Raw genomic sequence first — 26,666 nt, 5'->3', positions numbered from 1 at the left:
GCTGCTCTGCAGCAGCCCCAGAAAATCACTCTACAGCAGAATCCGGGAACTGGTCCTGCACATACTTGATCTCGGTACGCCCATGGGCCGCCGGCAAGCCATCCTCACCCAGGTTGACGAACACCATCTTGTCGACGGTCAGGATGCTCTTGCGGGTGATTTTGTTACGCACTTCGCACTTGAGGGTGATCGAGGTACGGCCGAACTCGGTGGCGGTGATGCCCAGCTCGATGATGTCGCCCTGGCGGGAAGCACTGACGAAGTTGATTTCCGACATGTACTTGGTCACCACGCGCTGGTTGCCCAGTTGGACGATGGCGTAGATCGCCGCTTCTTCGTCGATCCAGCGCAACAGACTGCCACCGAACAGGGTGCCGTTGGGGTTGAGGTCTTCGGGTTTAACCCACTTGCGGGTGTGAAAGTTCATCTGTACTCCTGACCTGCTTGGCTAACGTGTAGCAATGATGGCAGAGCGGCCGCCATCGCTCCATTGAACATCGACTATCGTCGCGATTAATCGACAGAAAACCTTGGGCAAGCCGGCAGGCACGGCTATAATCTTCGCCGTTTTACATGGTTGCCCACCGCGGAGCCATGCCCGCCACCTGTCCGAGGGGCGCTGCAGCAGGCTAGGCCTGTCAGGCTCGGATGGGGCGTTGCTCGCTCTTGCGGGCGCTTAACGCACAACGGCGCCCATTCGCACACTACGAATGGAGGCTCTCATGAGCGCTGCAAACATGCCTGCTGGTTTTACCGATTACAAAGTCGCCGACATCTCCCTGGCCGCCTGGGGTCGTCGCGAAACCATCATCGCCGAATCGGAAATGCCTGCACTGATGGGCCTGCGTCGCAAGTACCTGGCCGAGCAACCGCTCAAGGGTGCGAAGATCCTGGGCTGCATTCACATGACCATCCAGACTGCCGTGCTGATCGAAACCCTGGTTGCCCTGGGTGCCGAAGTGCGCTGGTCGTCCTGCAACATCTTCTCCACTCAGGACCAGGCCGCTGCCTCCATCGCCGCAGCCGGTATCCCGGTGTTCGCCTGGAAAGGTGAAACCGAAGAAGAGTACGAGTGGTGCCTGGAGCAAACCATCCTGAAAGATGGCCAGCCATGGGACGCCAACATGATCCTCGACGACGGTGGCGACCTGACCGAACTGCTGCACAAGAAGTACCCACAGGTACTGGACCGCGTGCACGGCGTGACCGAAGAGACCACCACCGGCGTGCACCGCCTGCTGGACATGCTGGCCAAGGGCGAGCTGAAAGTCCCGGCAATCAACGTCAACGACTCGGTCACCAAGAGCAAGAACGACAACAAGTACGGCTGCCGTCACAGCCTGAACGACGCCATCAAGCGTGGTACCGACCACCTGCTGTCGGGCAAGCAAGCCCTGGTGATCGGCTACGGTGACGTGGGCAAGGGCTCGGCCCAGTCCCTGCGCCAGGAAGGCATGATCGTCAAGGTCACCGAAGTTGACCCGATCTGCGCCATGCAGGCCTGCATGGATGGCTTCGAGCTGGTTTCGCCGTTCATCGACGGCATCAACGACGGTACCGAAGCCAGCATCGACAAGGCCCTGCTGGGCAAGATCGACCTGATCGTGACCACCACCGGCAACGTCAACGTCTGCGATGCCAACATGCTCAAGGCCCTGAAGAAGCGTGCCGTTGTGTGCAACATCGGCCACTTCGACAACGAGATCGACACCGCCTTCATGCGCAAGAACTGGGCCTGGGAAGAGGTCAAGCCGCAGGTGCACAAGATCCACCGTACCGGCGCTGGCAGCTTCGACCCGCAGAACGACGACTACCTGATCCTGCTTGCCGAAGGTCGCCTGGTCAACCTGGGTAACGCCACTGGCCACCCAAGCCGCATCATGGACGGCTCGTTCGCCAACCAGGTCCTGGCACAGATCTTCCTGTTCGAACAGAAGTTCGCTGACCTGTCGGCCGAGAAGAAAGCCGAGCGCCTGACTGTTGAAGTGCTGCCGAAGAAGCTCGACGAAGAAGTGGCCCTGGAAATGGTCCGCGGCTTCGGCGGCGTGGTCACCCAACTGACCAAGCAGCAAGCTGACTACATCGGCGTGACCGTCGAAGGCCCGTTCAAGCCGCACGCCTACCGCTACTAAGCGGCAAGCTTGAAGCTGCAAGCGGCGAGCAAAGGCAGACCGTGCCGTTGCCACTTGCAGCTCTGTAATTACAGATCTTGAACGACGCCCAAGCCAGACCGGCCATCACCGATCTGGCTTTTACTTGCAGCTTGCCGCTAGACGCTTGTTGCCAGAGGAACGCCTGATGTCACAAGAACGCCGCTACAGTTTCGAGTTCTTCCCGACCAAGACCGACGCCGGTCACGAAAAGCTGATGGGCGTAGCCCGCCAGCTGGCCGCCTGCAACCCGGATTTCTTCTCCTGCACCTACGGTGCCGGTGGCTCTACCCGCGACCGCACGCTGAACACTGTGCTGCAGCTGGAAAACGAAGTGAAGGTACCTGCCGCACCGCACCTGTCGTGCGTGGGCGACACCAAGGCCGAACTGCGCGCCCTGCTGGCCGAGTACAAGGCTGCCGGCATCAAGCGCATCGTTGCCCTGCGTGGTGACCTGCCGTCGGGCATGGGCATGGCCAGTGGCGAACTGCGCTACGCCAGCGACCTGGTGGAGTTCATCCGTCAGGAAACCGCTGACCACTTCCACCTGGAAGTGGCCGCCTATCCGGAAATGCACCCACAGGCGCGCAATTTCGAAGCCGACCTGGGTAATTTCGTGCACAAGGTCAAGGCCGGTGCCGACAGCGCCATTACCCAGTATTTCTTCAATGCCGATAGCTACTTCTACTTTGTAGAGCGCGCGCAGAAGCTGGGCGTAGACATCCCGGTGGTACCCGGCATCATGCCGATCACCAACTACAGCAAGCTGGCACGCTTCTCCGACGCTTGCGGCGCCGAGATCCCGCGCTGGATCCGCAAGCAACTGGAAGCCTATGGCGACGACACTGCCAGCATCCAGGCCTTCGGCGAAGAAGTAATCACCCGCATGTGCGAACAGCTGCTGCAAGGCGGCGCACCGGGCCTGCACTTCTATACCTTGAACCAGGCCGAAGCGAGCCTGGCGCTGTGGAACAACCTGAAGCTGCCGCGCTGAAATCTTTTGGTAAAGTCTGCTTAAGAAATGATTAAGGCTTTGGTCATAGACTAAAGCCTTATTTATTTCCGGGTTACACAGGTCTTACCTGCCATGCAGCATTCCCAGCCATCGCGCCCCCAGCTTGTCTACCTGGCTTTTGGCCCGGCAACCTACCATCAGGAAGCCTGTTTCAGCATCGTCAGCGCCCTCGCCCAGCTGGGCCCGGCAGCGCACGACGCCATGGACATCCAGGTCTACACCGACAACCCGCAGCCATATGCAGGGCTACCCGTTAACCTCCACGTGCTGGATGAGGCCACACGCCAGGCCTGGAATGCCCCTCACGGCTACCACTTTCGCAGCAAGCATGTGCTTTTGCGCCAAGTGCTGCAGCAACACCCGCTGGCCGTGCTGATCGACACCGATACCTTCTTCCGCAAATCGCCGCTGCAATTGTTCGCCCGGGTGGCGCCCGGCAAGCTTTTGTGTAACGCCATCGGCCCACGCTACGGGGCGAACCAGAAGTGCCTGCTGTACAAGAACCTGCTGACCATCCTCCAGTCCCGAGACCTGGCCGACGGCCAGATGCCACTGGTCAACTCAGGGGTGATCGGCCTCACTGCCGATGACGCCAGCACCCTGGACCGCTCCATCGCCATGATGGATGAGTTCTACCCCTTGGCCCGGGAGGCCTATACCCTCGAAGAGTTCTGCCTGGCGGTAGCGGCCTATCGCAAGCTGGAGCTGGCCGGATGCACCGACGTCATTCACCACTACTGGAGCCGCAAGGCGCAGTTTCGCGCCAAGATCCAGGCCTGGCTGCGCAAGCACGGCCACGACCCGCTAAGCCAGGCCGCGCTGGCCGACGTGGCCCTGGTCAACGACCAGTTACCGCGGCCACCGGCCCTGCATCGGCTGGGCTACAAGGCACTGAGCCTGACCCTGCCCAGCCAGGAACGCCAGTTCGCCCGCGAACTGCTGTATGGCTGCTATCCCTACCCCAACGAGTTCGACCGTGCCTGTGCACCGGCCTGGTGGGACAAGGCCCTGGAGAACCTCAATGCCCGCCATGGGCGCATGGAGCCCGAGCGGCTTCGCCAGTGTCTGCGTCATCCGGGGTTGCGGCTGTCGCTGGGCGAGCGACGCAAGGATATCGAGGCCCATCTGCTGCGAACCTCCCAGGGCTGAGGTGCTCGCAAGCCCCATTGCCTTGCGCGACCCCACATCGATCGCGCATGTCTTTACCATGCCCCGGCCGAACGCGTAATCTCCGGCCATGTCCCACATCGCCCGGTTGTTCTGGATCCTGCTGCTCGTTTGCCTGAGCCCGTTGGCTCTGGGCGAACGCTTGCGCCTGGTATCCGATGACTGGGCCCCATATGTGTATCAGCACGACGGCCAGCCGCGCGGTATCGACTACGAAGTCACCAATCAGGTGTTCGCGCGCCTGGGGGTCGAGGTGGAGTGGCAGTTCCTGCCGTGGAAGCGCTGCCTGGTAATGATCGAGCAAGGCCTGGCCGATGGCATTCTCGATATCTTCCAGACCGAATCGCGCCAACCGTATCTCATATACGCGCAAGAGCCCATGTCGGAGGTCGAGTTCGTCCTGTTCCAGGCCAGCGCACGTCGCCATGCCGTTACCCACCTGCAAGACCTCGCCGGCCTCACGGTCGGCACATCGCCGGGCTACGCCTATGGCGATGCGTTCAATGGGGCCAAGTACTTCACGCGCGAAGCCGCCCCCACCCACGAAGCCAACTTGGGCAAGCTGGTGCTGGGCCGTATCGACCTGGCCATCACCGACCGCAGGGTCGGGCGGTATCTGCTGCACCAACTGGGCATGCAACGGCAAGTCGAAGAGCTGCCACTGGTCATCAGCCGCCAGACACAATACCTGGGCCTGGTGCGTAAACCCGGGCGCGAGGAACTGGCCGTGGCCTTTGCCGAAGAGTTGCGGCGCTTCAAGCAGGAACCGGCCTATGCGGCAATCAGCAACCACTACATAGGCGACATTGGAAACATTCTCAACGCCGTTGAGCAGCAGGAAAGCAGCACAGCGCGATAGCTCTGTTATACTCGGGCCTTCCCGCCCGGCTCACGCCCGGACGCTCGGCCTCGCAACAGGCATCCCGATCGGCACCGACGCCCCTTCGCGTCCAGCCTCCGTTTCCCGGATGTGCAGTGAAAGCCCAGCTGGACCGGACGCGATCGCATCCCACCGATGCCCGTCGCGCCAGGCAGAACATCCCAAACGGGCCCAGCCCAAACGAGAACAGGATCGCCCATGTCCTTTGCTTCCCTCGGTCTCTCCGAGGCTCTTGTCCGCGCTATCGAGGCTGCGGGCTATACCCAGCCGACCCCCGTGCAACAGCGGGCAATTCCCGCCGTGTTGCAAGGCCGCGACCTTATGGTGGCCGCCCAGACGGGTACTGGTAAAACCGGTGGCTTCGCCCTGCCGATTCTCGAGCGCCTGTTCCCGGCCGGCCACCCTGACAAGTCGCAGCGCCATGGCCCGCGCCAGCCCCGCGTACTGGTCCTGACCCCGACCCGCGAACTGGCCGCCCAGGTGCATGACAGCTTCAAGGTGTATGCACGGGACCTGCCGCTGGTCAGCGCCTGCATCTTCGGCGGTGTCGGCATGAACCCACAGATCCAGGCCATTGCCAAGGGTGTCGATGTACTGGTCGCCTGCCCGGGCCGCCTGCTCGACCTGGCCGGTCAGGGCAAGGTCGACCTGGCCCACGTTGAAATCCTCGTGCTCGACGAAGCCGACCGCATGCTCGACATGGGCTTCATCCACGACGTCAAGAAGGTACTTGCCCGTTTGCCGGCCAAACGCCAGAACCTGCTGTTCTCGGCCACCTTCTCCAAGGACATCACCGACCTTGCCGACAAGCTCCTGCACAACCCGGAGCGTATCGAGGTCACCCCGCCGAACACCACCGTCGAGCGTATCGAGCAGCGCGTCTACCGCCTGCCGGCCAGCCACAAGCGCGCGCTGCTGGCACACCTGATCACCCTGGGCGCCTGGGAGCAGGTGCTGGTGTTCACCCGTACCAAGCACGGTGCCAACCGCCTGGCCGAATACCTGGAAAAGCACGGCCTGACCGCCGCCGCCATCCACGGCAACAAAAGCCAGAACGCCCGCACCAAGGCCCTTGCCGACTTCAAGGCGAACAGCGTCCGCGTGCTGGTTGCCACCGACATCGCTGCCCGCGGCCTGGACATCGATCAGCTGCCACACGTGGTCAACTTCGAGTTGCCGAATGTCGAAGAAGACTACGTACACCGTATTGGCCGTACTGGCCGTGCCGGTCGTTCGGGCGAGGCCATTTCCATGGTCGCGCCGGATGAAGAAAAGCTGCTCAAAAGCATCGAGCGGGTCACCAAGCAGCGCATCCCGGATGGCGACCTGATGGGCTTCGACGCCAGCCAGGTTGAAGCCGAAAAGCCCGAAGTACGCGAGCGCCCGCAGAATAACGGCCGCGGTGGCCGTAACCAGCAGGCCCGTGGCGAAGGCGGCAAAGACGCCAACGGCGGCCGCAAGGACAAGGGCAAGGATAAAGGCAAGGCCAAGCAGCAGGCTGCTGAAAAGCCGGCCGACAAGGAAAAGAGCGGCGACAAGCAACAGCAGCCGCGCAAGCCGCGTGACAAGAAACCGCGCCAGCAGCAGGCCGGCAGTGGCAATGTGCCGAAAGCACCGGCTGACCGTGACCCGGAAGAGTTCCTGGACGACGAGATCGACAACTTCGGTAACCGTGCCGACTATGTCAGCCCATACCAAGGCAAGAACCAAGGCCGTAACCGCCGCCCAGGGGGTGGTGCCGGCCAAGCTCAAGGCCAAGGTAGTGGCCAGCGCAGCAACGGCGGTGGTCAGGGCCAGGCCCGCAACGGCGGCCAGCAGCGCAGCGGTGGTAGCAGCGGTGAAAAACGCCCGCCTCGCGCCAATAACGGTGGTGGTGCCCGTCGTGATGGCGGCGCTGGCCGTGGTCGCCCGGCACGTGATGACGCTGCCCGGCCAGAGCCGGCGGTGCGCAACCCGCGCCAGCCGGAAAAACAGCCGGTTATCATCCGCAAGGAATCCAAGCTCGACCGTTACCCGACGCCAGAACAGCTGGACGACCTGCCAAGCCGCCCGCGCGGTGAGCGCCCGGCACTGCTGACCCGCAAGGGCTCATAGAAGTAAAGGGGGCCGCTTTGCGGCCCTTTCACTAAAAAGGCCGCCCCCACAGGTATTGCGCAGTTTTCACGTACTGCGTCATACCTGTGGGGGCGGCCTTTTTAGCGAAAGGGCTGCACAGCAGCCCCTCGGTATTTCAGCTACCGCAGATTACTTCTGCTTCACACCTTCAACACTGATATCCAGGTCCAGGGTTTGCGAAGTCGGGCCTGGGCCCTTGATGCCGAAGTCGTTCAGGTTAAGCGTGGTGGCGGCATTGAAGCCGGCGCGCTCGCCACCCCATGGGTCCTTGCCTTCACCGTTGAAGGTAGCCTTGAAGGTGACAGGTTTGGTCACGCCGTGCAGGGTCAGGTCGCCGGTCACGTCGGCAGTCTTTTCGCCAGTCGATTTGACGCTGGTGGAAACGAACTTGGCTTCCGGGTACTTCTTGACGTCGAGGAAGTCAGCGCTGGCAATGTGCTTGTCGCGCTCGGCATGGTTCGACCACAGGCTGGCGGTTTTCAGGTCGACATTGATCTTGCTGGCTTCAGGCTTGGCGCTGTCCCAAGTGAAGTTGCCATCGAAGTCCTTGAAGGTACCGTGGATGAAGCTGTAGCCCAGGTGGCTGATTTTCCAATCAACGAACGCGTGCTGCCCTTCCTTGTCGATCTTGTACTCGGCAGCCATGGCCTGGCCAGCGGAGAGCAGAGCGGTACCGAGCGCCAGAGCGGCAAAAGTCTTTTTCAACATCCTGTTCATTCCTATGCAATTGAGGTTGAGAGTCAAGCTTTGCGGCCCAGCATGCGGCTCAGGGTCGCGTCACGGTCGATGAAATGGTGCTTGAGCGCGGCCAGGGCATGCAACACGGCAAAAATCACCAAGCCCCAGGCCAGCCAGAGATGTATCACGCCAGCCACATCTGCCTGGTCGGGCAGGTCACTGATCAAGGCCGGCACTTCGAACAGGCCGAACACCGGGATACCGACGCCATCAGCGGTGGAAATGAGGTAACCGGCGCCCATCACTGCAAACAGCCCAAGGTAAAGTGCCAGATGGCCCAGTTTGGCCGCGGTGCGGGTGAACGCACCGTGGGTGGCCGGTGCCGGTGGTGGCGGGCTGACGAAGCGCCAGAGCACCCGCAGGAGCATCACCGCCAACAGCACCAGGCCGATGCTCTTGTGCAGGTCCGGGCCGGATTTGCGCCACGGGCTGTAGTAGTCAAGGCCGACCATCCACAGGCCCAGGCCGAACAAACCGAAAACCGCCAGCGCCACGCCCCAGTGCAGGACGATACTGACCACGCCGTAGCGAGAAGGTGAATTGCGCAGTTGCATGTTGGCGTGTTTCCCCGTGAAAGCTGTGCACAGACTATCGCGTAACGTATCGAATAAAAGCGGAAAAAATTGCTTTGGATTATCGAGAAATCCGATATTTATTGTGTAAGCGTCCCATTAAGGAAACATTAACGATAGACGCAGGGTTCAGGGTTGCCAGTGCCGGCCCATGGCCGGCGCTGGCAATGATTCAACCGGCCTTGGCCTGGGTATTGGCCACGGTTTTTTTCGCCGGCTCAGACTTGGCAGTAGCCTTCTTGCTCTCGGCAGGTTTTTGCGCTGGCTTGTGCGCCGGCGCATGCTTGGCCGGGGCAGCCTTGGTCGCAGCTGGCTTGGCTGCCGCTTCCTTCACGACTGGCGCAGGTGCAGCTTGCGGCGCAGGCGCTGGAGCAGGCGCAACTGCTGGTGCCACTTCATCAGCCTTGGCAATCGGCTCGGCCTTTACCTCGGGCTTGTCCGCCCCACCGAACAGACGCTTGAAGAAGCCTGGCTTGTCCTGCTTGGCCTCATCGACCGGCTTCGCCTCGGTCTTGGCTGGCACCTGCTCAGCCTTGCCCGACTTGTCGGACGAACCCCCGAACATATTCGAGAAGAAGCCACCCTTGTTCTCCTTGGCCGCCGCGCCTGCCGCAGCAGCCGCCGCGACCGGCGCCGCCTTGGCGGGGTCGAACGACTTGCCAGCCAGCAGGTCCTGCGCCTGGCTGGCGGCCCGCTGGCCACTGCGCAGGGCACCTTCCAGCGTGCCTGGGTACAGCGCATCGGTGTGCTCACCCGCAAAGGTGATGCGCTGCACCGGGCGCTCCCACAGGCGCCAGTACTTGCTGATCTGCCCCGGGCCGTAGGCCAGGTAAGCACCACCAGTACTGGCATCGACGCTGTAGCGCTTGACCTCATAGCCAGTGAACGCACCACGTGCCTGCGGGTAGAACGCATGCAGGCGGATCAGCACCTGGTCAACCATCTGCTTGTCGCCAAAGGCCTGCAACAGGCGGGCATTGTCGCCGGACAGGTTGATAACCACGTTGGCACCGCCCTTGAGCGCCGGTTCGATCCACAGCATGCCAAGCCCGGTGTTACTGAAGATTTCCCCCGACATCCGCGCGCGGCTTTCCCATACCGGCTTCTTGAACTTCAGCATGAGCTGGTCGCGCCAGCCATAGTTGGTGCCCTTGAGCGCCGCCAGGTGCTTGGCGTCCAGGCCTGGGGTCATCTGGATCTTGGCCAGGGCGCGCAACGGCACGGCCATGACCAGGTAATCGGCCTGATAACCGACACTGCCGACTTTGACCGTGACACTGTCCTTGTCCTGCACAATCGCGGTGACCGGCGAGCTGGTCTTGATGGTCTTCAACTGCTTGACGAAAGCCTGGGCCAGTACCGGGCTACCGCCGGGCAGGCGTGCGGCACGCAGATCGCGGTCACTGACGCCACGGTAGACGCGGTTCTGCTGGGCAAAGTACAGCAGCGACAGGCGCGACGGTTCATCGTAGCGGGTACGGATCTGCTGGTTGACCAATTGGCGGGCGGTGGCCGGCAGTTGCAGCTTGTCCAGCCAGGTGGAAACGTTGATCTGGTCGAGGGCGAACAGCGTGCTGGTGGCCTGCGGGTTCAGCGGGTCGTCGATCGAACGCGCCAGGTCGTCGAGGGTTTTTTCGTAGCGCTTGAGTGCCTCGGCTGTGGCCGGCTGCTTGGTTGCCAGGTCGGTGGCGCTGAAATATTCGCCGTCGATCAGGTAACCAGGGGTGCGTACGAACTCGGGCGCCGGCAGTGTTTCAAGCTTGAAACGGTCAAGGTACTGGTTGAGCACCGGCTGCGCCTTGGCGTTGCCGATCCACTCGCTGGTGGCAAGGCCCGAGCGCCCGCCCATGCCGGCCTTGGCTTCCAGCAGGGTCACCTGCCAGCCTTTGTTCTGCAGTTCATAGGCCGCGGTCAGGCCCGCCAGGCCACCACCCACGACGATCGCGGTGGGCGTTTTATCCTTCGCCAGCGCAGTGCCGCTGGAAACACCAATCAATATCAACGCGCACAGACGCACCCAAGCAGCAGCCATGTCGGCGAACTCCGAGTCAGAGGTTACGGAAACGGGGAGAGGCAGAAATGCCCCGGGGAGATGCGTTAAGAATACGTCAGCTCCGCCAACCCTGCCAGCGCAGTGACATCAAGTGCCTTTCGCAACTGACATTTTTGCCAGTAGCCATGTCACACCGCAGCAGGCGAAGCTGGCGAAGATGGCCATCAGCCCCACCAGGAGGGCATGCGCATGATCTTCGAGGAGCATTTCCAGCACGTCGAACGGCAGTTTCTGTGGCACAGGCAGACCCTGTTCACGCCCTCGGGCCTGAGCATCCGCTCCAACAGCACCTCGTGGACCGGCTTCCACGAGGCGTTCAAAGGCGAGGACGGCACCGAGCTGGTAATCGGCGAGCACAGCGACGTGGAAATATCCTTTGCCCAGGAGGTCGAGTGCCTGCGCCTGGAATACTACGTGGTCAGCGACTTCCTGTGTGACGACCTGCACATGCTGTTCGATGCCGAGAACCTTGATTACGACCTGTGCGCCCCTGTCCCCCGCAACTTTTACTGGCTCACGCTTGAAGGTAGCGGTTTTCGCGATTTGCGCCCGGGGCCCATTGCCACACAACCTTACCACCAGGTAATCGACGGGCCATTCCGGCGTCTGACCATCTCCACCTCGCAGGCCGGTACCGTCCACATCCGCCGCCTCGAATGGACCGGCACCCGACGCCACTGAACGGCAGCGGTTGTGGTGCCCTGCAGCATTGCTTAGGCTTACGCGGTCGAACCACGCCGTAAAGCCAGGAGAAGTGCCCATGGGCCTGAATGATCAGTGGATGCAACGCGACCTCAAGGTCCTGTGGCACCCCTGCACCCAGATGAAAGACCACGAGCAATTACCGCTGATCCCTATCAGGCGCGGCGAGGGCGTGTGGCTGGAAGACTTCGAAGGCAAGCGCTACCTGGATGCTGTGAGCAGCTGGTGGGTCAACGTATTCGGCCACGCCAACCCGCGCATCAACCAGCGCATCAAGGACCAGGTCGACCAACTGGAGCACGTGATCCTGGCCGGCTTCAGCCATCAGCCGGTGATCGAACTGTCCGAGCGCCTGGTGGCGATGACCCCGGCCGGGCTTGACCGGGTGTTCTATGCCGACAACGGCTCGTCGTGCATCGAAGTCGCGCTGAAGATGAGCTTCCACTACTGGCAGAACGTCGGCAAACCGGGCAAGAAGCGCTTCGTCACCCTCACCAACAGCTACCACGGCGAAACCATCGCCGCGATGTCGGTCGGCGATGTGCCGCTGTTCACCGAGACCTACAAGGCGCTGCTGCTCGATACGATCAAAGTGCCGAGCCCGGACTGTTACCTGCGCCCCGAAGGCATGGGCTGGGAGGAGCATTCGCGCAACATGTTCGCAGACATGGAACAGACCTTGGCCGAACACCACCAGAGCATTTCCGCGGTGATCATCGAGCCGCTGATCCAGGGCGCCGGCGGCATGCGCATGTACCACCCGGTGTACCTCAAGCTGCTGCGTGAAGCCTGCGACCGCTACGACGTGCACTTGATCCATGACGAAATCGCCGTGGGTTTCGGCCGTACCGGTACCATGTTCGCCTGCGAACAGGCCGGCATCCGCCCCGATTTCCTGTGCCTGTCCAAGGCATTGACCGGCGGTTATCTGCCGCTGGCCGCCTGCCTGACCACCGACAAGGTGTACCAGGCGTTCTACGACGACTACCCGACCCTGCGCGCGTTCCTCCACTCACACAGCTATACCGGCAACCCGCTGGCTTGTGCTGCCGCGCTGGCGACGCTGGACATCTTCGCGCAAGACAACGTGATCGAGGCCAACAAGGCCTTGGCCACGCGCATGGCCAGCGCCACTGCCCACCTGGCCGATCATGCCCACGTGGCCGAAATTCGCCAGACCGGCATGGCCCTGGCCATCGAGATGGTCCAGGACAAGGCGGGCAAGGTCGCTTACCCCTGGCAGGAGCGGCGCGGCCTGAAGGTGTTCGAACATGCGCTGACCCGCGGCGCCCTGCTGCGGCCGCTGGGCAGCGTGGTGTACTTCCTGCCACCGTATGTAATTACGCCAGAGCAGATCGACTTCCTGGCCGAGGTCGCCAGCGAAGGCATCGACATTGCCACCCGCGACAGCGTCAGTGTGGCAGTGCCGGCCAACTTCCATCCCGATTTCCGCGATCCGGGCTAGGCCCGAAAGCCCCGCCGCCAAACCCTGTGGGAGCGCTCCCACAGGGTCACATGATCCCTTTTCGTCCGAGCAGAACCATGAGACTGTCCCGCTTCTTCATCGACGCCCCCTTGAGCCTTGGCGAGCATGACCTGCCCGAAGCCCAGGCCCACTACATTGGCCGCGTACTGCGCATGGCCCCCGGCGATGCCGTACAGCTGTTCGACGGCAGCGGCCAGGAATACCTCGGCCAGTTGCTTGAAGTGGGCAAGAAAACCGTCCGCGTCAGCCTCGACCAGGCCTTCGTCGGCCAGGCCGACTCCCCGCTGCACGTCCACCTCGGCCAAGGACTGTCGCGTGGCGAGCGCATGGACTGGGCAATTCAGAAGGCCACCGAACTGGGCGCCAACGAAATCACCCCCATCGTCAGCGAGCGCTGCGAAGTGCGCCTGAAGGACGAACGCGCCGACAAGCGCCTGGCCCACTGGCGGCAAGTGGCAATCAGCGCCTGCGAGCAATGTGGCCGCTCGACCTTGCCAGTCATCCACCCGCCAGTGACCCTGGCCGAATGGCTAAGCAGCAGCCAGGCTGACCTGAAGCTGGTCCTGCACCCGGTGGCCGAACCACTTACCCGCCATGCCAAGCCTGCGACCCTGGCCTTTTTGATCGGGCCCGAAGGCGGCCTGAGCGAAGCCGAAGTGGAGCAGGCCAAGGCCGCCGGTTTCCACGCAGCCCGCCTCGGCCCACGTGTGCTGCGCACAGAGACGGCGCCAGTGGTGGCCTTGTCGGTGGCGCAGCAGTTGTGGGGCGACTTTTAACTAGCGTACGTAGAACGACACCGCCACGAAGTGCATCAGGCTGCCTGCGATCACGAACAGGTGCCAGATGCCATGCGCGTGGCGCAGGCGGCTGTCCAGGGCGAAAAAGATGATGCCCACGGTGTACAACACCCCGCCCGCGGCCAGCCAGACGAAGCCGGCGGTGCCCAGCGAGTGCAGCAGCGGCTTGACGGCTACCAGTACGATCCAGCCCATCACCGCGTAGATGATGATTGAAAGGATACGTGCCTCGGAACGTGGCTTGATCTCTTGCAGCATGCCGAGCACCGCCAGCCCCCAGACAACGCCGAACAGGCTCCAGCCCCAGGGACCACGCAGGCTGACCAGGCAGAACGGCGTGTAGCTGCCGGCAATCAGCAGGTAGATCGACAGGTGGTCGAGCTTTCGCATGATCACCTTCGCTCGCCCACGCGTGCTGTGGTAAAGGGTGGATATGCTGTACAGCAACAGCAAGGTGCTGCCGTAGATGGAAAAACTGACGATCTTCCACGGGTCACCTTGCAGGCCCGCAACCACGATCAGCCAGATGGCCCCGATACAGGCCAGGACAGCCCCTACCAGGTGAGTCCAGGCGTTGAAGCGTTCACCGTAATACATGCAAACACAGACCTCCTGAGGTGGGCTGGGTTCCTGATGTGATGCTTATGGCCTCTTCGCGGGCATGCCCGCCACAGGTTATCCACTTGTCTTGAAGAGCATGATTTCCCTGTGGGAGCGGGCGTGCCCGCGAAAGGGCCCTGTATCTGACACCCTACCCAAGATCAGGTTGCAGATCGGCGTCACGCACCAGCCTTTCCAACGCGACCAGGTCTGGCACCCGCGCTACCTGCTCGCCCACCTGCACCGCTGCCAGCTCCAACCTGCCCAGCGCCACATCCACGTAGTTCAGCTGACTGTCGAGCTTGCACGAGCGCGGAATGTCTTGCAGCAACAGCGCCAGGTACCGCAAACCGGTATCGCCCAAAGCATTGAGCACCACCACGCGCGCCCGTTCACCGCAAGGCGTCTCGCCACCGCACGCAGCCTCGAAGCCGATCAGCGGCAAGCGCTGCTGGCGCCAGTCTATCCAGCCCAGGTGCCAAGCCGGTTCATTTAGCTGGCACATCAGGTTGCGCTGACCGCTCAACTCGGCGACCGCCACGTTGGGCAGCACCAGGGTGCGGTCACCCAACGGCAACAACAACCCGGTCAGGCTGCTGCGCTGGCCGGCGATCAGTTCAAGCATGGGTCTGGCTCCAGTGAGCAATGCTCTGCAGCAGCAGCGATTCCTGATACGGCTTGCCCAGGTATTCGTTGACGCCGATGGCCATGGCGCGGTCGCGGTGCTTCTGCCCGGTGCGCGAGGTAATCATGATGATCGGCAGGTCTTTGAGCCGTTCATCACGGCGAATCCGCGTAGCCACCTCAAAGCCATCCATGCGCGGCATCTCGATGTCCAGCAGCAACACATCGGGCCGGTGCTCTTCTAAAAGTGCCATTGCATCGACACCGTCCTTGGCCGTGAGCACACTCATGCCGTGACGTTCCAGCAGGCGGCTGGTGACCTTGCGCACGGTTACCGAATCGTCCACCACCATCACCAACAAGGCGCGGCGCGGGGCCGGGCCGAGCAGCGGGTGCTGGGCACCGCCACCGGGCAGGCGCGCCAGACGGCGCTGCTGGCCACGCAGCTGGCCCAGCAGGTCGAGAATCAGCACCACCCGGCCATCGCCCAGCAGCGTCGCCCCCGATAGCCCGGCAACTGCGGCAAACTGTGGGCCCAGGCTCTTGACCACGATCTCGCGGCTGGGAGACAGGCCATCGGCCTGGATAGCGAACGATTGCTCCTTGGAGTGCACCAGCAGCACCGGCAATGGTACGCTCACACCCAGCAAGGCGGGGCGCGGCAACCCCTGTAGCAACTCACCCAGGTAGCGCAGCTCGTATTCGTGGCCGGCGTAGACATAACGCGGCGAGCCCAGCTGGTAGCAGGCCGCCAGTTCTGCCGGCGGCACGCGGACGATACCCTCGATGGTATTCAGCGGAATGGCATACTGTTCTTCGCCCAGGTGCACCATCAGCGCACGGTTGATCGACACGGTGAATGGCAGGCGGATCAAGAAGCGAGCACCCTTGCCCTGGGCCGATTCGATGCTCATCGAGCCACCCAGTTGCTTGACCTCCTCGTGCACCACGTCCATACCCAGACCGCGCCCGGAAATCTGGGTGATCTTCTCGGCAGTGGAAAAGCCAGGGCGCAGGATGAACTGCAGAATCTCGTGATCGCTCAAGTGCGCCTGCGGGTCCAGCAGGCCGCGCTTGATGGCTTTGCGACGCACTGCTTCCAGCGGCACACCGGCACCGTCGTCAGTCATTTCGATGACAATATCGGCACCTTCGTGCAGCAGGTTCAGGTGGATCGTGCCCTGCTCCGGCTTGCCTGCAGCCAGGCGCATTTCGCGGCTTTCCAGGCCATGATCGACGGCATTGCGCAGCATGTGTTCCAAAGGCGCCACCATGCGTTCGAGCACGCTGCGGTCCAGCTCGCCCTCGGCGTTGCCGACCACCAGCTCTACCTGCTTGCCCAACTCGCTGGCCACCTGCCGCACCACCCGCTGCAAGCGTGGCACCAGGCGTTCGAACGGTACCATCAGTGTGGCGGTCAGGCCTTCCTGCAACTGGCTGTTTACCCGTGCCTGCTGCTGCAGCAGGCTATAGGCCTCATGGGCGCGCTGGGCCAGGGTTTCTTTCAGGTCGAGCATGTCCGAGGCGGATTCGAACAACGCCCGCGACAGCTGCTGCAACTGCGAGTGGCGGTCCATTTCCAGCGGGTCGAAGTCGTCATAGGCATCACCTTCGAATTGCTGGCGACTGGAGATCCGCCCCTGGGTCTCGATGTCCAGGCGCAGCAACTGGTCGCGCATGCGCTCAAGCGTGGTTTCCATCTCGTTGAGGGTGAACTGCGCGTCGTTGACCTGCTGCTCGATGCGCCCACGGATGATCGAGTGCTCGCCGGCCAGGTTACCCAGCTCGTCGAGCAGCTCGGCATCGACCTTGACCATGTCGCCCGGGGCCCGTTCCGGGGCAGCTGCCGGCACATCGGCACTGGCAGCCTCCAACGGCCCCTGGCCAGCCGCACTGTCGGTGAGCGCCGCACTGCTGAAATTGCGAATGTAGTCGATCAGTGCCGTGGCAGCATGCAACGGCTGGCCCAGGCGCACGGCATCGAGCATGTGCGCCAGGCGGTCGTGGCAGTTCTGCAGCAGGGCGAACAGCGGCGGGCTCGGTGGCAGGCGGCCGACGGCCAACAGTTCGTAGAGAAACTCCAGTTCGTGGGCCAGATCACCGATCGGGGCGATTTCGACCATGCGCGCCACGCCTTTGAGGGTGTGCAGGTCGCGCATGAGGTTGTCCACCTCGACGCTGTTGCGCGGGTCACCTTGCCAGCGCGCCAAGGCAGCTGCGGCGCTCTCGACAATGTCCGAGCTTTCTTCAAGAAACACTTCCAGCAGCTCTTCGCCGGGGCTTTCCGGCGCATGCGCCGGCGGCTCGTCCAGCTCCGTGAGCAAGGGCGGGCGTGGCATTCCCAAGCCCAGGGTATCGGCAAAGTCCATGTCCGGGTGCAACGGCGTTACCGTATCGATGCCCACCAGGCCGGTGGCATCCGGCGCCAGGGCCTGGTCCAGCAAGCTGCGCAGGCTGTCGACCAGTTCCACGCGCGGCGGAATATCTTGCCCGGCCGCTACTTCATCGAGCATGTCCAGCAAGGCTTCCTGGGCACGCTGAGCCTGGGCGAAGAAACGCCCATCGGCCGGTAGGCTGCCCTCCTCCACCGCACCGTACAGATCAAGCAGGGCTTCGCACACATCATCCATCTGCCACAGGTCAGCCAGGTGCGCGGCATGGCCCAGGGTAGTCATTTCATCAAGCAGGGTGTCCAGCGCACCACGCTGGCCGGGTTGTTGCTGCCAGTGCGCCAGCGACGATTCGGCGTTGAGCAGGATATCCATGGCTTGCGCCAGGAAGCTGGCGAGCTGCTGCGGGTCACGCTTGCCGAGCCGGGCATGCTGCGGAGCCTGATGCAGGGCCGCCAGGCGCCCGTCCACGGCCTGGCCGACCTGTTCGATCAGCTCGGCGGCGCCGGGAATGGCTGCCAGCGGCGTGCTGTCGAGTTGCGCCAAGCCCAGGTGGAACAGCGAACGCGCAGCCTCCAGCCATTCAAGCTCGGCCATTTCCAACGGCAACTGGTGGCCCTTGTACTCTCGGGCCAGGCGGTCGAAGGCGGTAGCCAGTTCAGCGACCGGCATGACCCCGGCCATTGCCGCGCTGCCCTTGAGCGTGTGCAGCGCGCGTTGCAGGCCATCGCTGACCGGCGTTTCCTGGCTGTCGGCCCCTTGCAGGAAAGCATCGAGGCTGGCCAGGTGGCCCTGCGCCTCGCTGCGGAATATGTCCAGCAGCTGAGGGTCGAGGCCGTCGATATCAGCAACGGCCGGCACGTCGTTTTCAGCCAGCGCATGCAGGTGCCCGGCCAGTTGCTCGATCTCGCTGAGTTGGGGCAGCTGACCGGCAGCGAAGTCGGCCAGCAGGTCAGGCAGGTGAACGAATGCCTGCTGCAAGGCCACCACACCTTCCGGGCTGAGCACGCTGCGCCCTTCCAGCACCCGGTTCAACAGGTGCTCCGCGCCCCAGGCCAGCTCGGCCACCGCTTCGGCATGCACCATACGGCCACTGCCTTTGAGCGTGTGCAGCGCCCGGCGTACTTCGCCCAGCGCCTCACGCTGCTGGTTGTCGGCGCGCCAGCGCAACCAGTGGCGCTCGATGTCCGGCAGCAGCTCGCCTGCCTCGTCGAGAAACACTTCGCGCAGTTCGTCATCGATACCATCCAGGCCTGTACTGGCTTCGACCAGCGCACAGTGCACCCCTAGCTTCGCCAGACTGGCTCGCGCCATATCGATAAAGGGTTGGCCATCGGCCAGCGGGTCAGCCACCCGCCATTGCAGGTACCATTCGGCGGCGCTCAAGGCCTCGGCCAAGTGCGCCAGTTCATCGGCAGGTGGCTCCACCTCCAGGTGTTGCAACCAGCGCTGCACATAGCCGGCACAGCCGGCGAACACTTCGGCCACGGCTGGCAGCATCAACATCGCCAGCGCGCCACGCACCTGCTGCAACAAACCCGGCAAGGGTTGCAGACGTTGCCGCGGCCAGCCGGACTCGAGGCAATCGCCGATCAGGTCCTTGGCCTGCTGCAGCACGTTCAGCGACTCGTTCAGCACCAACTGGCGAATTTCCGCGAGGTCCGAGCCCGGCAGGCCGCCCTGGCCGTTTTCTTCCAGCGGGCCGACCATGCCGTTGAGCGTGGCCTCGACATAGAGCAAGGCGCCTGCCACGTCCATCAGCACCGCATCGTCCACTGCCCGCTCGCCCTGGGACAGTGCCTGCAGCACCAGTACCTGGTCGATGATGACCCGCCGCGGTTGCTGGAAACCCAGCACGGCCAGGGTGTCGGCCACGTGCCGCAGCGGCGCCAGCAAGGCGTCGAGCTGCTCGCTGTGCTGGCGGTCACCGCGCCCGAACAGGTCAAGACGCTCCTTGATGCGCATCAGGTCGTCGCACAGTGCGCTCACCACCGAGCGCAGGGCATCGCGACCCGGACCGGCCTGCAGTTGGTCACGCCAGTTACCCAGGGACAGGTCGAGGTTGGCCAGGTCATCGGAGCCGGCAAAGCGCTGCGCGGCACCCCTGATCAGGCTGGCCTGGGCCAATGGCTCGACGCCACGGCAGGCACGCAGCTGGTTGAGCAACGGCAGCATGACCAACGGCAAGTCGTGGCGCGCACCGCGCAACCGCTCAAGGTATGAAGGCAGTTGCTCCAGGCCGCGGAACAATGCTCCCAGGCAATCACCCCTTGGGCTGACCTGGCCTTCGGCCAACGCCCGGGCAAACAGTTCCAGCTCCTCGGCCAGGCGCGTGGCGCCACGCAGTTCGAGCATGCGCAGGCAACCGTGCACCTGGTGCAGGTTGTCGACCACGAAGGCCAGCATCGACAGGTCGCCCGGCTCCCCGGCAAAGCGCTCCAGTGCCTGGCGCGCCTGGCCGAGGCAGTCGAGGATGGCGGCCTTGGTCCAGGCCAGCGCCACCGTGTCGTGGCGCTCTGGGCTTAGTGCTGCTACAGCCATGGGCACTCCTCAGCGCGGCTCTTCGGTTGGGCTCTGCAGTGGTGGCAGGGTGAAGCCGGACACCGAACGGCGCATCTCGCTGGCCATGCGCGCCAGGTGGCGGATGCTGTCTGCGGTGGCACCGGAGCCAGCGGAGGTCTGCGCGGTAATCTGCTGGATCACCGCCATGGTGTGGGAAATCTGCCCGGCCGACGATGTCTGCAACTGGGCGGCGTCGGAAATGCTGTGGATAAGGTCAGCAAGGTTCTGCGACACGCCTTCGATCTCGGCCAGCGCCACCCCCGCATCCTGGGCCAAACGCGCGCCGCGCACCACCTCGGCGGTTGTCTGTTCCATGGAGATCACCGCCTCGTTGGTATCGGCCTGGATCGTGCGCACCAGCGCCTCGATCTGGCGGGTGGCCGACGACGAGCGTTCGGCCAGGCGCTGCACCTCGTCGGCAACCACGGCAAAGCCGCGCCCGGCTTCACCGGCCAGGGAGGCCTGGATGGCTGCATTGAGGGCGAGGATGTTGGTCTGGTCGGCAATGTCGTCGATCAGGCTGACGATATCGCCGATTTCCTGGGACGACTCGCCCAGGCGCTTGATCCGCTTGGCGGTGTCCTGAATCTGCTCGCGAATGTTGTCCATGCCGTTGATGGTGTTGTGCACCACCTCGTTGCCCTTGTTGGCGATGGCCACCGAGCGCTCGGCCACTTTGGCTGACTCGTAGGCGTGCGCAGAAACCCGGTCGATCGACTCGACCATGTCGCCGACCGCCTCGGACGCCTCGCTGATCTGTTCGGCCTGGTGCTCCGAGGCCTTGGCCAACTGCCGTGCGGTGTTCTGCGTGTCCTGCACGGCGGCGGCAACCTGCACGGCGCTGTGGTTGATGGTGGCGACCAGGTCGCGCAACTGGTCCACGGAATAATTGATCGAGTCGGCAATGGCGCCGGTGAAGTCTTCGGTTACCGAGACGGTCACGGTCAGGTCACCATCGGCCAGTTCTTCGATTTCGTCGAGCAGGCGCATGATCGCCTGCTGGTTGCGTTCGTTCTTTTCCGCGGTCTCGCGCAACTGGCGGTTGGTGGTGCGTACCATGACCAGGCCGATGAGAATGATCGAGGCCAGCGCCAGCAGGCCCAGTGCGTAGCCGCCGACGGTGTCGAGAGTGCGCCCACCGGCCAGGTTCTCGAAACCATTCGCCAGGTGCGAGGCCTCGTCGAGCAGGGTCTGCGACAGGCTGAAGATGTTGCCTGCGGCCTCCCGCACACGGAACAGCTCTGGCGAGGTTTCGAGGATTTCGTCCACCGAACCGGCAACGAACTGGAACAATTCGGCGATTTCGGCCAGCCGCGCACGGGCGTCGGCATCCTCCACACGGGATATCTGGATCGCCGGATCGCCGTTGAGCATGCCCTCCAGCACCTGACCAAAGCGCCCGGCATCGCGGCCAAAGGCGTCGGCTGCCTGCGCGGCCGCGTCATCACCGGCCAGTACGGTATTGACCGACCCGAGGATGCGCTCGGCCAGCAACAGCTGGCGCTGGGCCACCGCCACCTGGTTGGCGGGTGCACCGCTCTGCAGCAGGATCTCGACCACTTTTTCATATTCCACCTGCAACTGCGGCACGGTCTCGGCCAGGGTCGCGGCCACCTGGTGCAGCGACAGCACAGTCTGCTCACTGGCCAGGATGGTGTCGGTGTTCTTGCGCAGGTTTTCCCAGTCGCGGCGCACCGCTTCCATCTCGTCGCGCACGTTCGGCGGTGCGGCAGGCAAGCCGGTGGACGGGTCACCCTGACGCAGGTAGCCCCAGCGCCGCTCGAAGTCGTTGCGTGCATCCGACAGCAGCTTGAACGCCAGGGCCTTGCCGGTTGCCGCCTCGGTGGCGTTCTTGGCAATACGCTGCGACAGCACGCGCAGTTCGCCAGCATGGCCGATGTACTGCTTGTCGTAGTTGGACTGGGTGTTCAGATAGGCGAAGTTGGCGAACAGCAGGATGATCGACAGGATCAGGATAAGGAACAGCACGGTGATCTGCGCGATGCTGCGGGTACGTGGGGTCACGGTGGTAGCTGTGACGGGGGCGGCAGGCTTGTTCACGTTCGCATGTCCTATAACGCCACATCGAGAAAGCCCGGCGCCTGGGCCAGGGCGAAGGGGCTGAAAATCGCCCAGTTGCGTTCACGCGGGAAGTGCCCCTGCACAAAGCGCGCAGCGGCGGAGATCAGTGGCTGTGGCGGCGACAGCTGCAGGCTGTCCAGGGCAAAGTGCTGCAGGCCGAGCACCTCGTCCACCAGCAAGCCGACGAACAGGTCGTCGTGGTCCAGCACCAATACCCGACGCTGCTTGCCCGGGGCAACGTGGCCAAGGCCGAAGAAGCTGCTCAGGTCCATCACCGGCAACAGCCGGCCCCGCAGGTTGGCCACCCCGCATACCCAGGGCTGTACACCGGGAACGCGGCTGCTGCGTGGCTCGCGCAGCACCTCAGCCACTTCGCCCATGGGCGCGACGAACCACTGCCCGGCAATACGAAAGCCGATGCCGCTCCACTGCTGCAGGCGGTTGTCCTGCGGCGGCTGGTCAGCCACCAGCAAGCGGCAGCGCCGGTCGATGTCCAGCAATAACTCGAAGGCGGTCAACGACGCGCCCTGCGGGCGGGTGGTCAAGCCCCCAGCACTTCTTTGAGCTTGGCGATCAACGCGTGTTCTTCTACCGGTTTGGTGAGGAAGTCACGGGCGCCCTGACGCGTGGCCCAGATCCGGTCGGTTTCCTGGTCCTTGGTGGTAACCACGATCACCGGGATGGCGCTGGTTTCCGGGTCCTTGCTGAGCTGGCGGGTAGCCTGGAAACCGTTCATGCCAGGCATGACGATATCCATCAGTACGGCATCAGGCTTGTCCTGCCGGGCCAGGGCCACGCCATCGGCACCGTTGCTGGCCTTGAGCACCTGGTGGCCGTGCTTTTCCAGCCACTCGGTCAAGCGGTACATCTCTGTCGGCGAGTCGTCGACAATCAGAACTCGGGCCATGCTGGTTCCCCATCAGGAAGTAGGACCGTGCCATGGCGGGGCGCGGTCAGGGTGCGTGTTGTTGAGGTGCGGCAAACCCGGGCACATGGGCACGGATCGCGTCGAGCAGTTCTTCCTTGCTGAACGGCTTGGTCAGGAACTGATCGGACCCGACCACCCGGCCGCGGGCCTTGTCGAACAAGCCATCACGCGACGACAGCAGGATCACCGGGGTGTCCTTGAAGGCGCTGTTGTGCTTGATCACCGCGCAGGTCTGGTAGCCGTCCAGGCGCGGCATCAGCACATCGACGAAGATGATGCCCGGCTGGTGGTCGACGATCTTGGCCAGGGCATCGAAACCATCGCTGGCCGTGATCACTTCGCAGCCCGCTTCACCGAGCAACATCTGCGCGGTGCGGCGGATCGTGCGCGAATCGTCGATCACCATCACCTTCAGGGGTTGTTCCATCACTTGGGCTACCGTCGCTGTTTATGCCGAAATCGTGGGGCCGCTGCGCGCCCTATCGCGACACAAGGCCGCTCCCGAACAGATCGCGCGCCCCTCTGGGCCTGCTGCACAGCGCTATGACTGGCATTTTTAGCACACTCCGGGTGAGCGTTCCATCTGCGCCGCCCCTTGACCAGCGGCGTTCACAGCGCCACCCTGAGCCACTTTTCTTTCGATCCATCGCGGCCACCTGCCGCCAAGAGGAACCACCCCATGAGCGTTCGCCTCGGCATTGTCATGGACCCCATCGCGTCCATCTCCTACAAGAAGGACAGCTCGCTGGCCATGCTGCTGGCCGCCCAGGCACGCGGCTGGAGCCTGTTCTACATGGAACAGCGCGACTTGTACCAGGGTGAAGGCAAGGCCCGTGCGCGCATGCGCCCGCTGAAAGTGTTCGCCGACCCCAGCCGCTGGTTCGAGCTGGGCGAGGAGCAGGACAGCACCCTGGCCGAGCTGGATGTGATCCTGATGCGCAAGGACCCGCCGTTCGACATGGAGTTCGTCTACAGCACCTACCTGCTGGAACAAGCCGAGAACGACGGCGTGCTGGTGGTGAACCGCCCACAAAGCCTGCGTGACTGCAACGAAAAACTGTTTGCCACGCTGTTCCCGCAGTGCACGCCGCCAACGCTGGTCAGCCGTCGCCCGGACATCATCCGCGAGTTCGCAGCCGCGCATGGCGATGTGATTCTCAAGCCATTGGACGGCATGGGTGGCACTTCGATTTTCCGCCACCGGGTGGGCGATCCCAACCTGTCGGTGATCCTCGAAACCCTGACTGCATTGGGCGCCCAACAGATCATGGCCCAAGCCTATCTGCCGGCGATCAAGGACGGCGACAAGCGCATCCTGATGATCGACGGCGAGCCGGTCGACTACTGCCTGGCGCGCATCCCGGCCAGCGGCGAAACCCGAGGCAACCTGGCCGCCGGCGGCCGTGGCGAAGCGCGCCCGCTGAGCGAGCGTGACCGCTGGATCGCCGCCCAGGTCGGCCCGACCCTGCGCGAGAAGGGCCTGCTGTTCGTTGGCCTGGACGTGATCGGCGACTACCTCACCGAAATCAACGTCACCAGCCCTACTTGCATCCGCGAAATCGACAACGCCTACAACACCGATATCGGTGGCAAGCTGATGGACGCCATTGATCGACAGCTGAAGGCGCGCTGACCGGCAACGCGCGGCACAATCACAGAGTGGGGTATGATGCGGGTCCTATTTACCTGACCCGCTGCCCCGCCCAGCGGTTGCTGGATACCTGATGACGCTGCCCGCTGACATCCCCTCCGACCTGCTGCCACCCCGCGTCCGCCCGATGGACAGGCTCGGCTTCACCTTGTTCCTGGCTGCCCTGGTGCACCTGGCGCTGATCCTTGGCGTCGGTTTCAGCGTGGTCAAACCGGCCGAAATCCGCCACACCATGGATATCACCCTGGCCACCTTCAAGAGCGAGAAGCCGCCGGAGAAAGCCGACTTCCAGGCCCAGGACAACCAGCAAGGCAGCGGGACACTGGACAAGAAGGCGGTGCCCAAGACCACCGAGCTGGCGCCGTTCCAGGACAGCAAGATCAACAAGATCACCCCACCGCCCGCCGCGAGGCCCGAGGTGGTGCCACCGCCAACCCCACAGAAGTCGGCGGTAGTGACCACAGCACCGAAGGCGCAAAAGGTCGAACCCAAGCCTAAGGAAAGCAAACCGCAGCCCAAGCCGGCCGCACCCGCGCCGGACTTCGACAGCTCACAGTTGTCCAGCCAGATCGCCAGCCTGGAGGCGGAGCTGTCCAATGAGCAGCAGATGTATGCCAAGCGCCCGCGCATCCACCGCCTGAATGCCGCCTCGACCATGCGCGACAAGGGTGCCTGGTACAAGGAAGAGTGGCGCAAGAAGGTCGAGCGGGTCGGTAACCTGAACTACCCCGACGAAGCCCGTCGCCAACAGATTTACGGCAACTTGCGCATGATGGTGTCGATCAACCGGGATGGTTCACTGTACGAGGTGCTGGTGCTGGAATCATCGGGGCAGCCAGTGCTGGACCAGGCGGCGCAGCGTATCGTGCGGTTGGCGGCCCCCTTTGCACCGTTTACCGGGGACATGGCCGAGTTTGACCGGCTGGAGATCATCCGCACCTGGCGCTTTGCCCGTGGGGACCGTTTGTCCAGTAACTGATTGTTGCTTTGGGGGTAGGGCTTTCGGTATGGGGCGGCGCGGATATCGAGCGCCGCGCGGGCGGCGCTCGATCTCGAAGGCGCCAAAAACCTCACGACAAGCACCAACCAGACGACACAAATCCGCACCTTGTCAGCCTCGCCGCCTGGCGCCACACTATCCCCCATGAAAACCCTCGCCCCGAGCTACCTCAAGCACCAGTTCCTGATCGCCATGCCGCACATGGCCGACCCGAACTTTGCCCAGACCCTCACGTACATCGTCGAGCACAATGAGCATGGCGCCATGGGCCTGGTGGTCAACCGGCCACAGGAACTGAGCCTGGCCGACATCCTCGAGCAACTGCGCCCGGACGAAATGCCGCCGGCCAGCACTTTGCAGGTGCCTATCTACCAGGGAGGCCCGGTCCAAACTGACCGCGGCTTCGTGCTGCACAGCAGCGAATGCAGCTTCCAGGCCACCGTGGCCCTGGAAGGGCTGTCACTGACCACTTCGCAGGACATCTTGCTGGCCATCGCCGCCGGCGTAGGCCCGAAGCAATGCCTGATCACCCTCGGCTACGCCGGCTGGGAAGCCGGTCAACTGGAAGCGGAGCTGGCCGATAACGCCTGGCTTAACTGCCCGTTCGACCCGGAAATCGTCTTCGGCATGGCCAGCGACCTGCGCCTGGAAGCTGCGGCTGCCAGCCTGGGCATCAACTTGCACCTGCTGACCAGCCAGGCGGGCCACGCCTGATGGCCGAGCTACGCCTCCTGCTGGGCTTCGACTATGGCAGCAAACAGATCGGCGTGGCCGTCGGCCAGGTAATCACCGGCCAGGCGCGTGAGCTGTGCACGCTGAAGGCACAGAACGGCGTACCAGACTGGGCTCAGGTCGAAAAACTCATCAATGAGTGGAAACCCGATGCCATTGTCGTCGGCCTGCCGCTGAACATGGACGGCACGCCCAGCGAAATGAGCGCCCGCGCCGAAAAGTTCGCCCGCCGCCTGAACGGCCGCTTCAACCTGCCTGTGCACACCCACGACGAGCGCCTGACTACCTTCGAGGCCAAAGGCGAGCGCCTGGCCCGCGGCGGCCAGCGCGGCAGCTACCGCGACAACCCGGTCGATGCCATTGCTGCGGCCCTGCTGCTGCAAGGCTGGCTGGAGGCCAACACCTGATCATCTTTGCCGCCG

At 63.5% G+C, this 26,666-nt stretch carries 23 protein-coding genes and 1 riboswitch; of the genes, 12 read left to right on the top strand and 11 right to left on the bottom strand.

All coding sequences use genetic code 11. The features are described from left to right. Positions 1 to 25: 25 nt before the first annotated feature. The gene (locus E8E68_RS07265; RefSeq protein WP_012274534.1) at positions 26 to 427 is read right to left on the bottom strand and encodes a hotdog domain-containing protein; all 402 of its coding nucleotides are present in this window, start codon (positions 425 to 427) and stop codon (positions 26 to 28) included. A 178-nt stretch (positions 428 to 605) separates the two neighbouring features. Beyond that, positions 606 to 702: riboswitch (S-adenosyl-L-homocysteine riboswitch) on the top strand. A gap of 20 nt (positions 703 to 722) precedes the next feature. On the opposite strand from E8E68_RS07265, the gene ahcY reads away from it, so the two are divergent. From ahcY to E8E68_RS07240, 5 genes are all read left to right on the top strand, one after another. Further along, the gene (ahcY, locus tag E8E68_RS07260; RefSeq protein WP_110746548.1) at positions 723 to 2,132 is read left to right on the top strand and encodes an adenosylhomocysteinase; all 1,410 of its coding nucleotides are present in this window, start codon (positions 723 to 725) and stop codon (positions 2,130 to 2,132) included. A gap of 166 nt (positions 2,133 to 2,298) precedes the next feature. Then, positions 2,299 to 3,144, top strand: a complete 846-nt coding sequence (metF, locus tag E8E68_RS07255) for a methylenetetrahydrofolate reductase [NAD(P)H] (RefSeq protein WP_201202188.1) — start codon at positions 2,299 to 2,301, stop codon at positions 3,142 to 3,144. A 93-nt stretch (positions 3,145 to 3,237) separates the two neighbouring features. Beyond that, entirely contained in the window at positions 3,238 to 4,314 is a 1,077-nt protein-coding gene (locus tag E8E68_RS07250; RefSeq protein ID WP_266032394.1) for a hypothetical protein, read from the top strand. A gap of 88 nt (positions 4,315 to 4,402) precedes the next feature. Beyond that, positions 4,403 to 5,191, top strand: a complete 789-nt coding sequence (locus tag E8E68_RS07245) for a transporter substrate-binding domain-containing protein (protein ID WP_266032397.1) — start codon at positions 4,403 to 4,405, stop codon at positions 5,189 to 5,191. Between the two features lie 219 nt (positions 5,192 to 5,410). Next, complete coding sequence (locus E8E68_RS07240) at positions 5,411 to 7,306, top strand: DEAD/DEAH box helicase (RefSeq protein ID WP_266032400.1); 1,896 nt, start codon at positions 5,411 to 5,413, stop codon at positions 7,304 to 7,306. 150 nt (positions 7,307 to 7,456) lie between these two features. Here the strand turns inward: E8E68_RS07240 and E8E68_RS07235 are convergent, their stop codons facing one another. The 3 genes from E8E68_RS07235 to E8E68_RS07225 form a co-directional block, all read right to left on the bottom strand. Further along, entirely contained in the window at positions 7,457 to 8,035 is a 579-nt protein-coding gene (locus E8E68_RS07235) for a YceI family protein (RefSeq protein WP_266032403.1), read from the bottom strand. A 32-nt stretch (positions 8,036 to 8,067) separates the two neighbouring features. Beyond that, a complete protein-coding gene (locus E8E68_RS07230) occupies positions 8,068 to 8,619 on the bottom strand; it encodes a cytochrome b (RefSeq protein ID WP_110746536.1) in 552 nt (183 codons plus the stop codon). A 190-nt stretch (positions 8,620 to 8,809) separates the two neighbouring features. Beyond that, positions 8,810 to 10,669 carry a flavin monoamine oxidase family protein gene (locus tag E8E68_RS07225; protein ID WP_280340386.1) on the bottom strand — a complete coding sequence of 620 codons (1,860 nt, stop codon included), beginning with the start codon at positions 10,667 to 10,669 and terminating at the stop codon, positions 8,810 to 8,812. A 210-nt stretch (positions 10,670 to 10,879) separates the two neighbouring features. Here E8E68_RS07225 and E8E68_RS07220 point away from each other — a divergent pair, with 210 nt between their 5' ends. The 3 genes from E8E68_RS07220 (at position 10,880) to E8E68_RS07210 (ending at position 13,654) form a co-directional block, all read left to right on the top strand. Next, complete coding sequence (locus E8E68_RS07220; protein WP_110746532.1) at positions 10,880 to 11,371, top strand: hypothetical protein; 492 nt, start codon at positions 10,880 to 10,882, stop codon at positions 11,369 to 11,371. A 79-nt stretch (positions 11,372 to 11,450) separates the two neighbouring features. Further along, on the top strand, positions 11,451 to 12,857 hold the full coding sequence (locus E8E68_RS07215) for an adenosylmethionine--8-amino-7-oxononanoate transaminase (protein ID WP_280340384.1): 1,407 nt from the start codon (positions 11,451 to 11,453) through the stop codon (positions 12,855 to 12,857). A 77-nt stretch (positions 12,858 to 12,934) separates the two neighbouring features. Further along, the gene (locus E8E68_RS07210) at positions 12,935 to 13,654 is read left to right on the top strand and encodes a 16S rRNA (uracil(1498)-N(3))-methyltransferase (RefSeq protein WP_266032413.1); all 720 of its coding nucleotides are present in this window, start codon (positions 12,935 to 12,937) and stop codon (positions 13,652 to 13,654) included. Here E8E68_RS07210 and E8E68_RS07205 read toward each other — a convergent pair whose 3' ends face one another. The 7 genes from E8E68_RS07205 to E8E68_RS07175 form a co-directional block, all read right to left on the bottom strand. Further along, positions 13,655 to 14,272, bottom strand: coding sequence for a hemolysin III family protein (locus E8E68_RS07205; protein WP_110746525.1), 618 nt, complete (start codon positions 14,270 to 14,272; stop codon positions 13,655 to 13,657). Positions 14,273 to 14,426: 154 nt separating this feature from the next. Beyond that, positions 14,427 to 14,900 carry a chemotaxis protein CheW gene (locus E8E68_RS07200; RefSeq protein WP_266032417.1) on the bottom strand — a complete coding sequence of 158 codons (474 nt, stop codon included), beginning with the start codon at positions 14,898 to 14,900 and terminating at the stop codon, positions 14,427 to 14,429. Further along, complete coding sequence (locus E8E68_RS07195; protein WP_280340380.1) at positions 14,893 to 19,830, bottom strand: Hpt domain-containing protein; 4,938 nt, start codon at positions 19,828 to 19,830, stop codon at positions 14,893 to 14,895. Before E8E68_RS07195 ends, E8E68_RS07200 begins: the two co-directional genes overlap by 8 nt. A 9-nt stretch (positions 19,831 to 19,839) precedes the next feature. Then, a complete protein-coding gene (locus E8E68_RS07190) occupies positions 19,840 to 21,876 on the bottom strand; it encodes a methyl-accepting chemotaxis protein (protein WP_266032455.1) in 2,037 nt (678 codons plus the stop codon). 47 nt (positions 21,877 to 21,923) lie between these two features. Continuing rightward, positions 21,924 to 22,478 carry a chemotaxis protein CheW gene (locus E8E68_RS07185; RefSeq protein WP_110746515.1) on the bottom strand — a complete coding sequence of 185 codons (555 nt, stop codon included), beginning with the start codon at positions 22,476 to 22,478 and terminating at the stop codon, positions 21,924 to 21,926. After that, the gene (gene pilH, locus E8E68_RS07180; RefSeq protein ID WP_110746513.1) at positions 22,475 to 22,840 is read right to left on the bottom strand and encodes a twitching motility response regulator PilH; all 366 of its coding nucleotides are present in this window, start codon (positions 22,838 to 22,840) and stop codon (positions 22,475 to 22,477) included. Before pilH ends, E8E68_RS07185 begins: the two co-directional genes overlap by 4 nt. Before the next feature lie 46 nt (positions 22,841 to 22,886). After that, positions 22,887 to 23,288: a response regulator gene (locus E8E68_RS07175; RefSeq protein WP_110746511.1), complete on the bottom strand. Its 402-nt coding sequence runs from the start codon at positions 23,286 to 23,288 to the stop codon at positions 22,887 to 22,889. A 252-nt stretch (positions 23,289 to 23,540) separates the two neighbouring features. Between E8E68_RS07175 and gshB the strand changes: the two genes are divergently transcribed. The 4 genes from gshB (at position 23,541) to ruvX (ending at position 26,651) form a co-directional block, all read left to right on the top strand. Then, entirely contained in the window at positions 23,541 to 24,494 is a 954-nt protein-coding gene (gshB, locus tag E8E68_RS07170; protein WP_266032426.1) for a glutathione synthase, read from the top strand. A 91-nt stretch (positions 24,495 to 24,585) separates the two neighbouring features. Next, a complete protein-coding gene (locus E8E68_RS07165) occupies positions 24,586 to 25,491 on the top strand; it encodes an energy transducer TonB (RefSeq protein WP_266032429.1) in 906 nt (301 codons plus the stop codon). Positions 25,492 to 25,656: 165 nt separating this feature from the next. After that, positions 25,657 to 26,226, top strand: a complete 570-nt coding sequence (locus tag E8E68_RS07160) for a YqgE/AlgH family protein (RefSeq protein ID WP_266032432.1) — start codon at positions 25,657 to 25,659, stop codon at positions 26,224 to 26,226. After that, entirely contained in the window at positions 26,226 to 26,651 is a 426-nt protein-coding gene (gene ruvX, locus E8E68_RS07155; protein WP_110748630.1) for a Holliday junction resolvase RuvX, read from the top strand. The genes E8E68_RS07160 and ruvX overlap by 1 nt, the downstream gene beginning before the upstream one ends. Positions 26,652 to 26,666: the final 15 nt, after the last annotated feature.

It is taken from the genome of Pseudomonas sp. BN607 (assembly GCF_029871175.1).
Classification (GTDB): domain Bacteria; phylum Pseudomonadota; class Gammaproteobacteria; order Pseudomonadales; family Pseudomonadaceae; genus Aquipseudomonas.
This window is presented reverse-complemented; position numbering and strand designations above follow the sequence as displayed.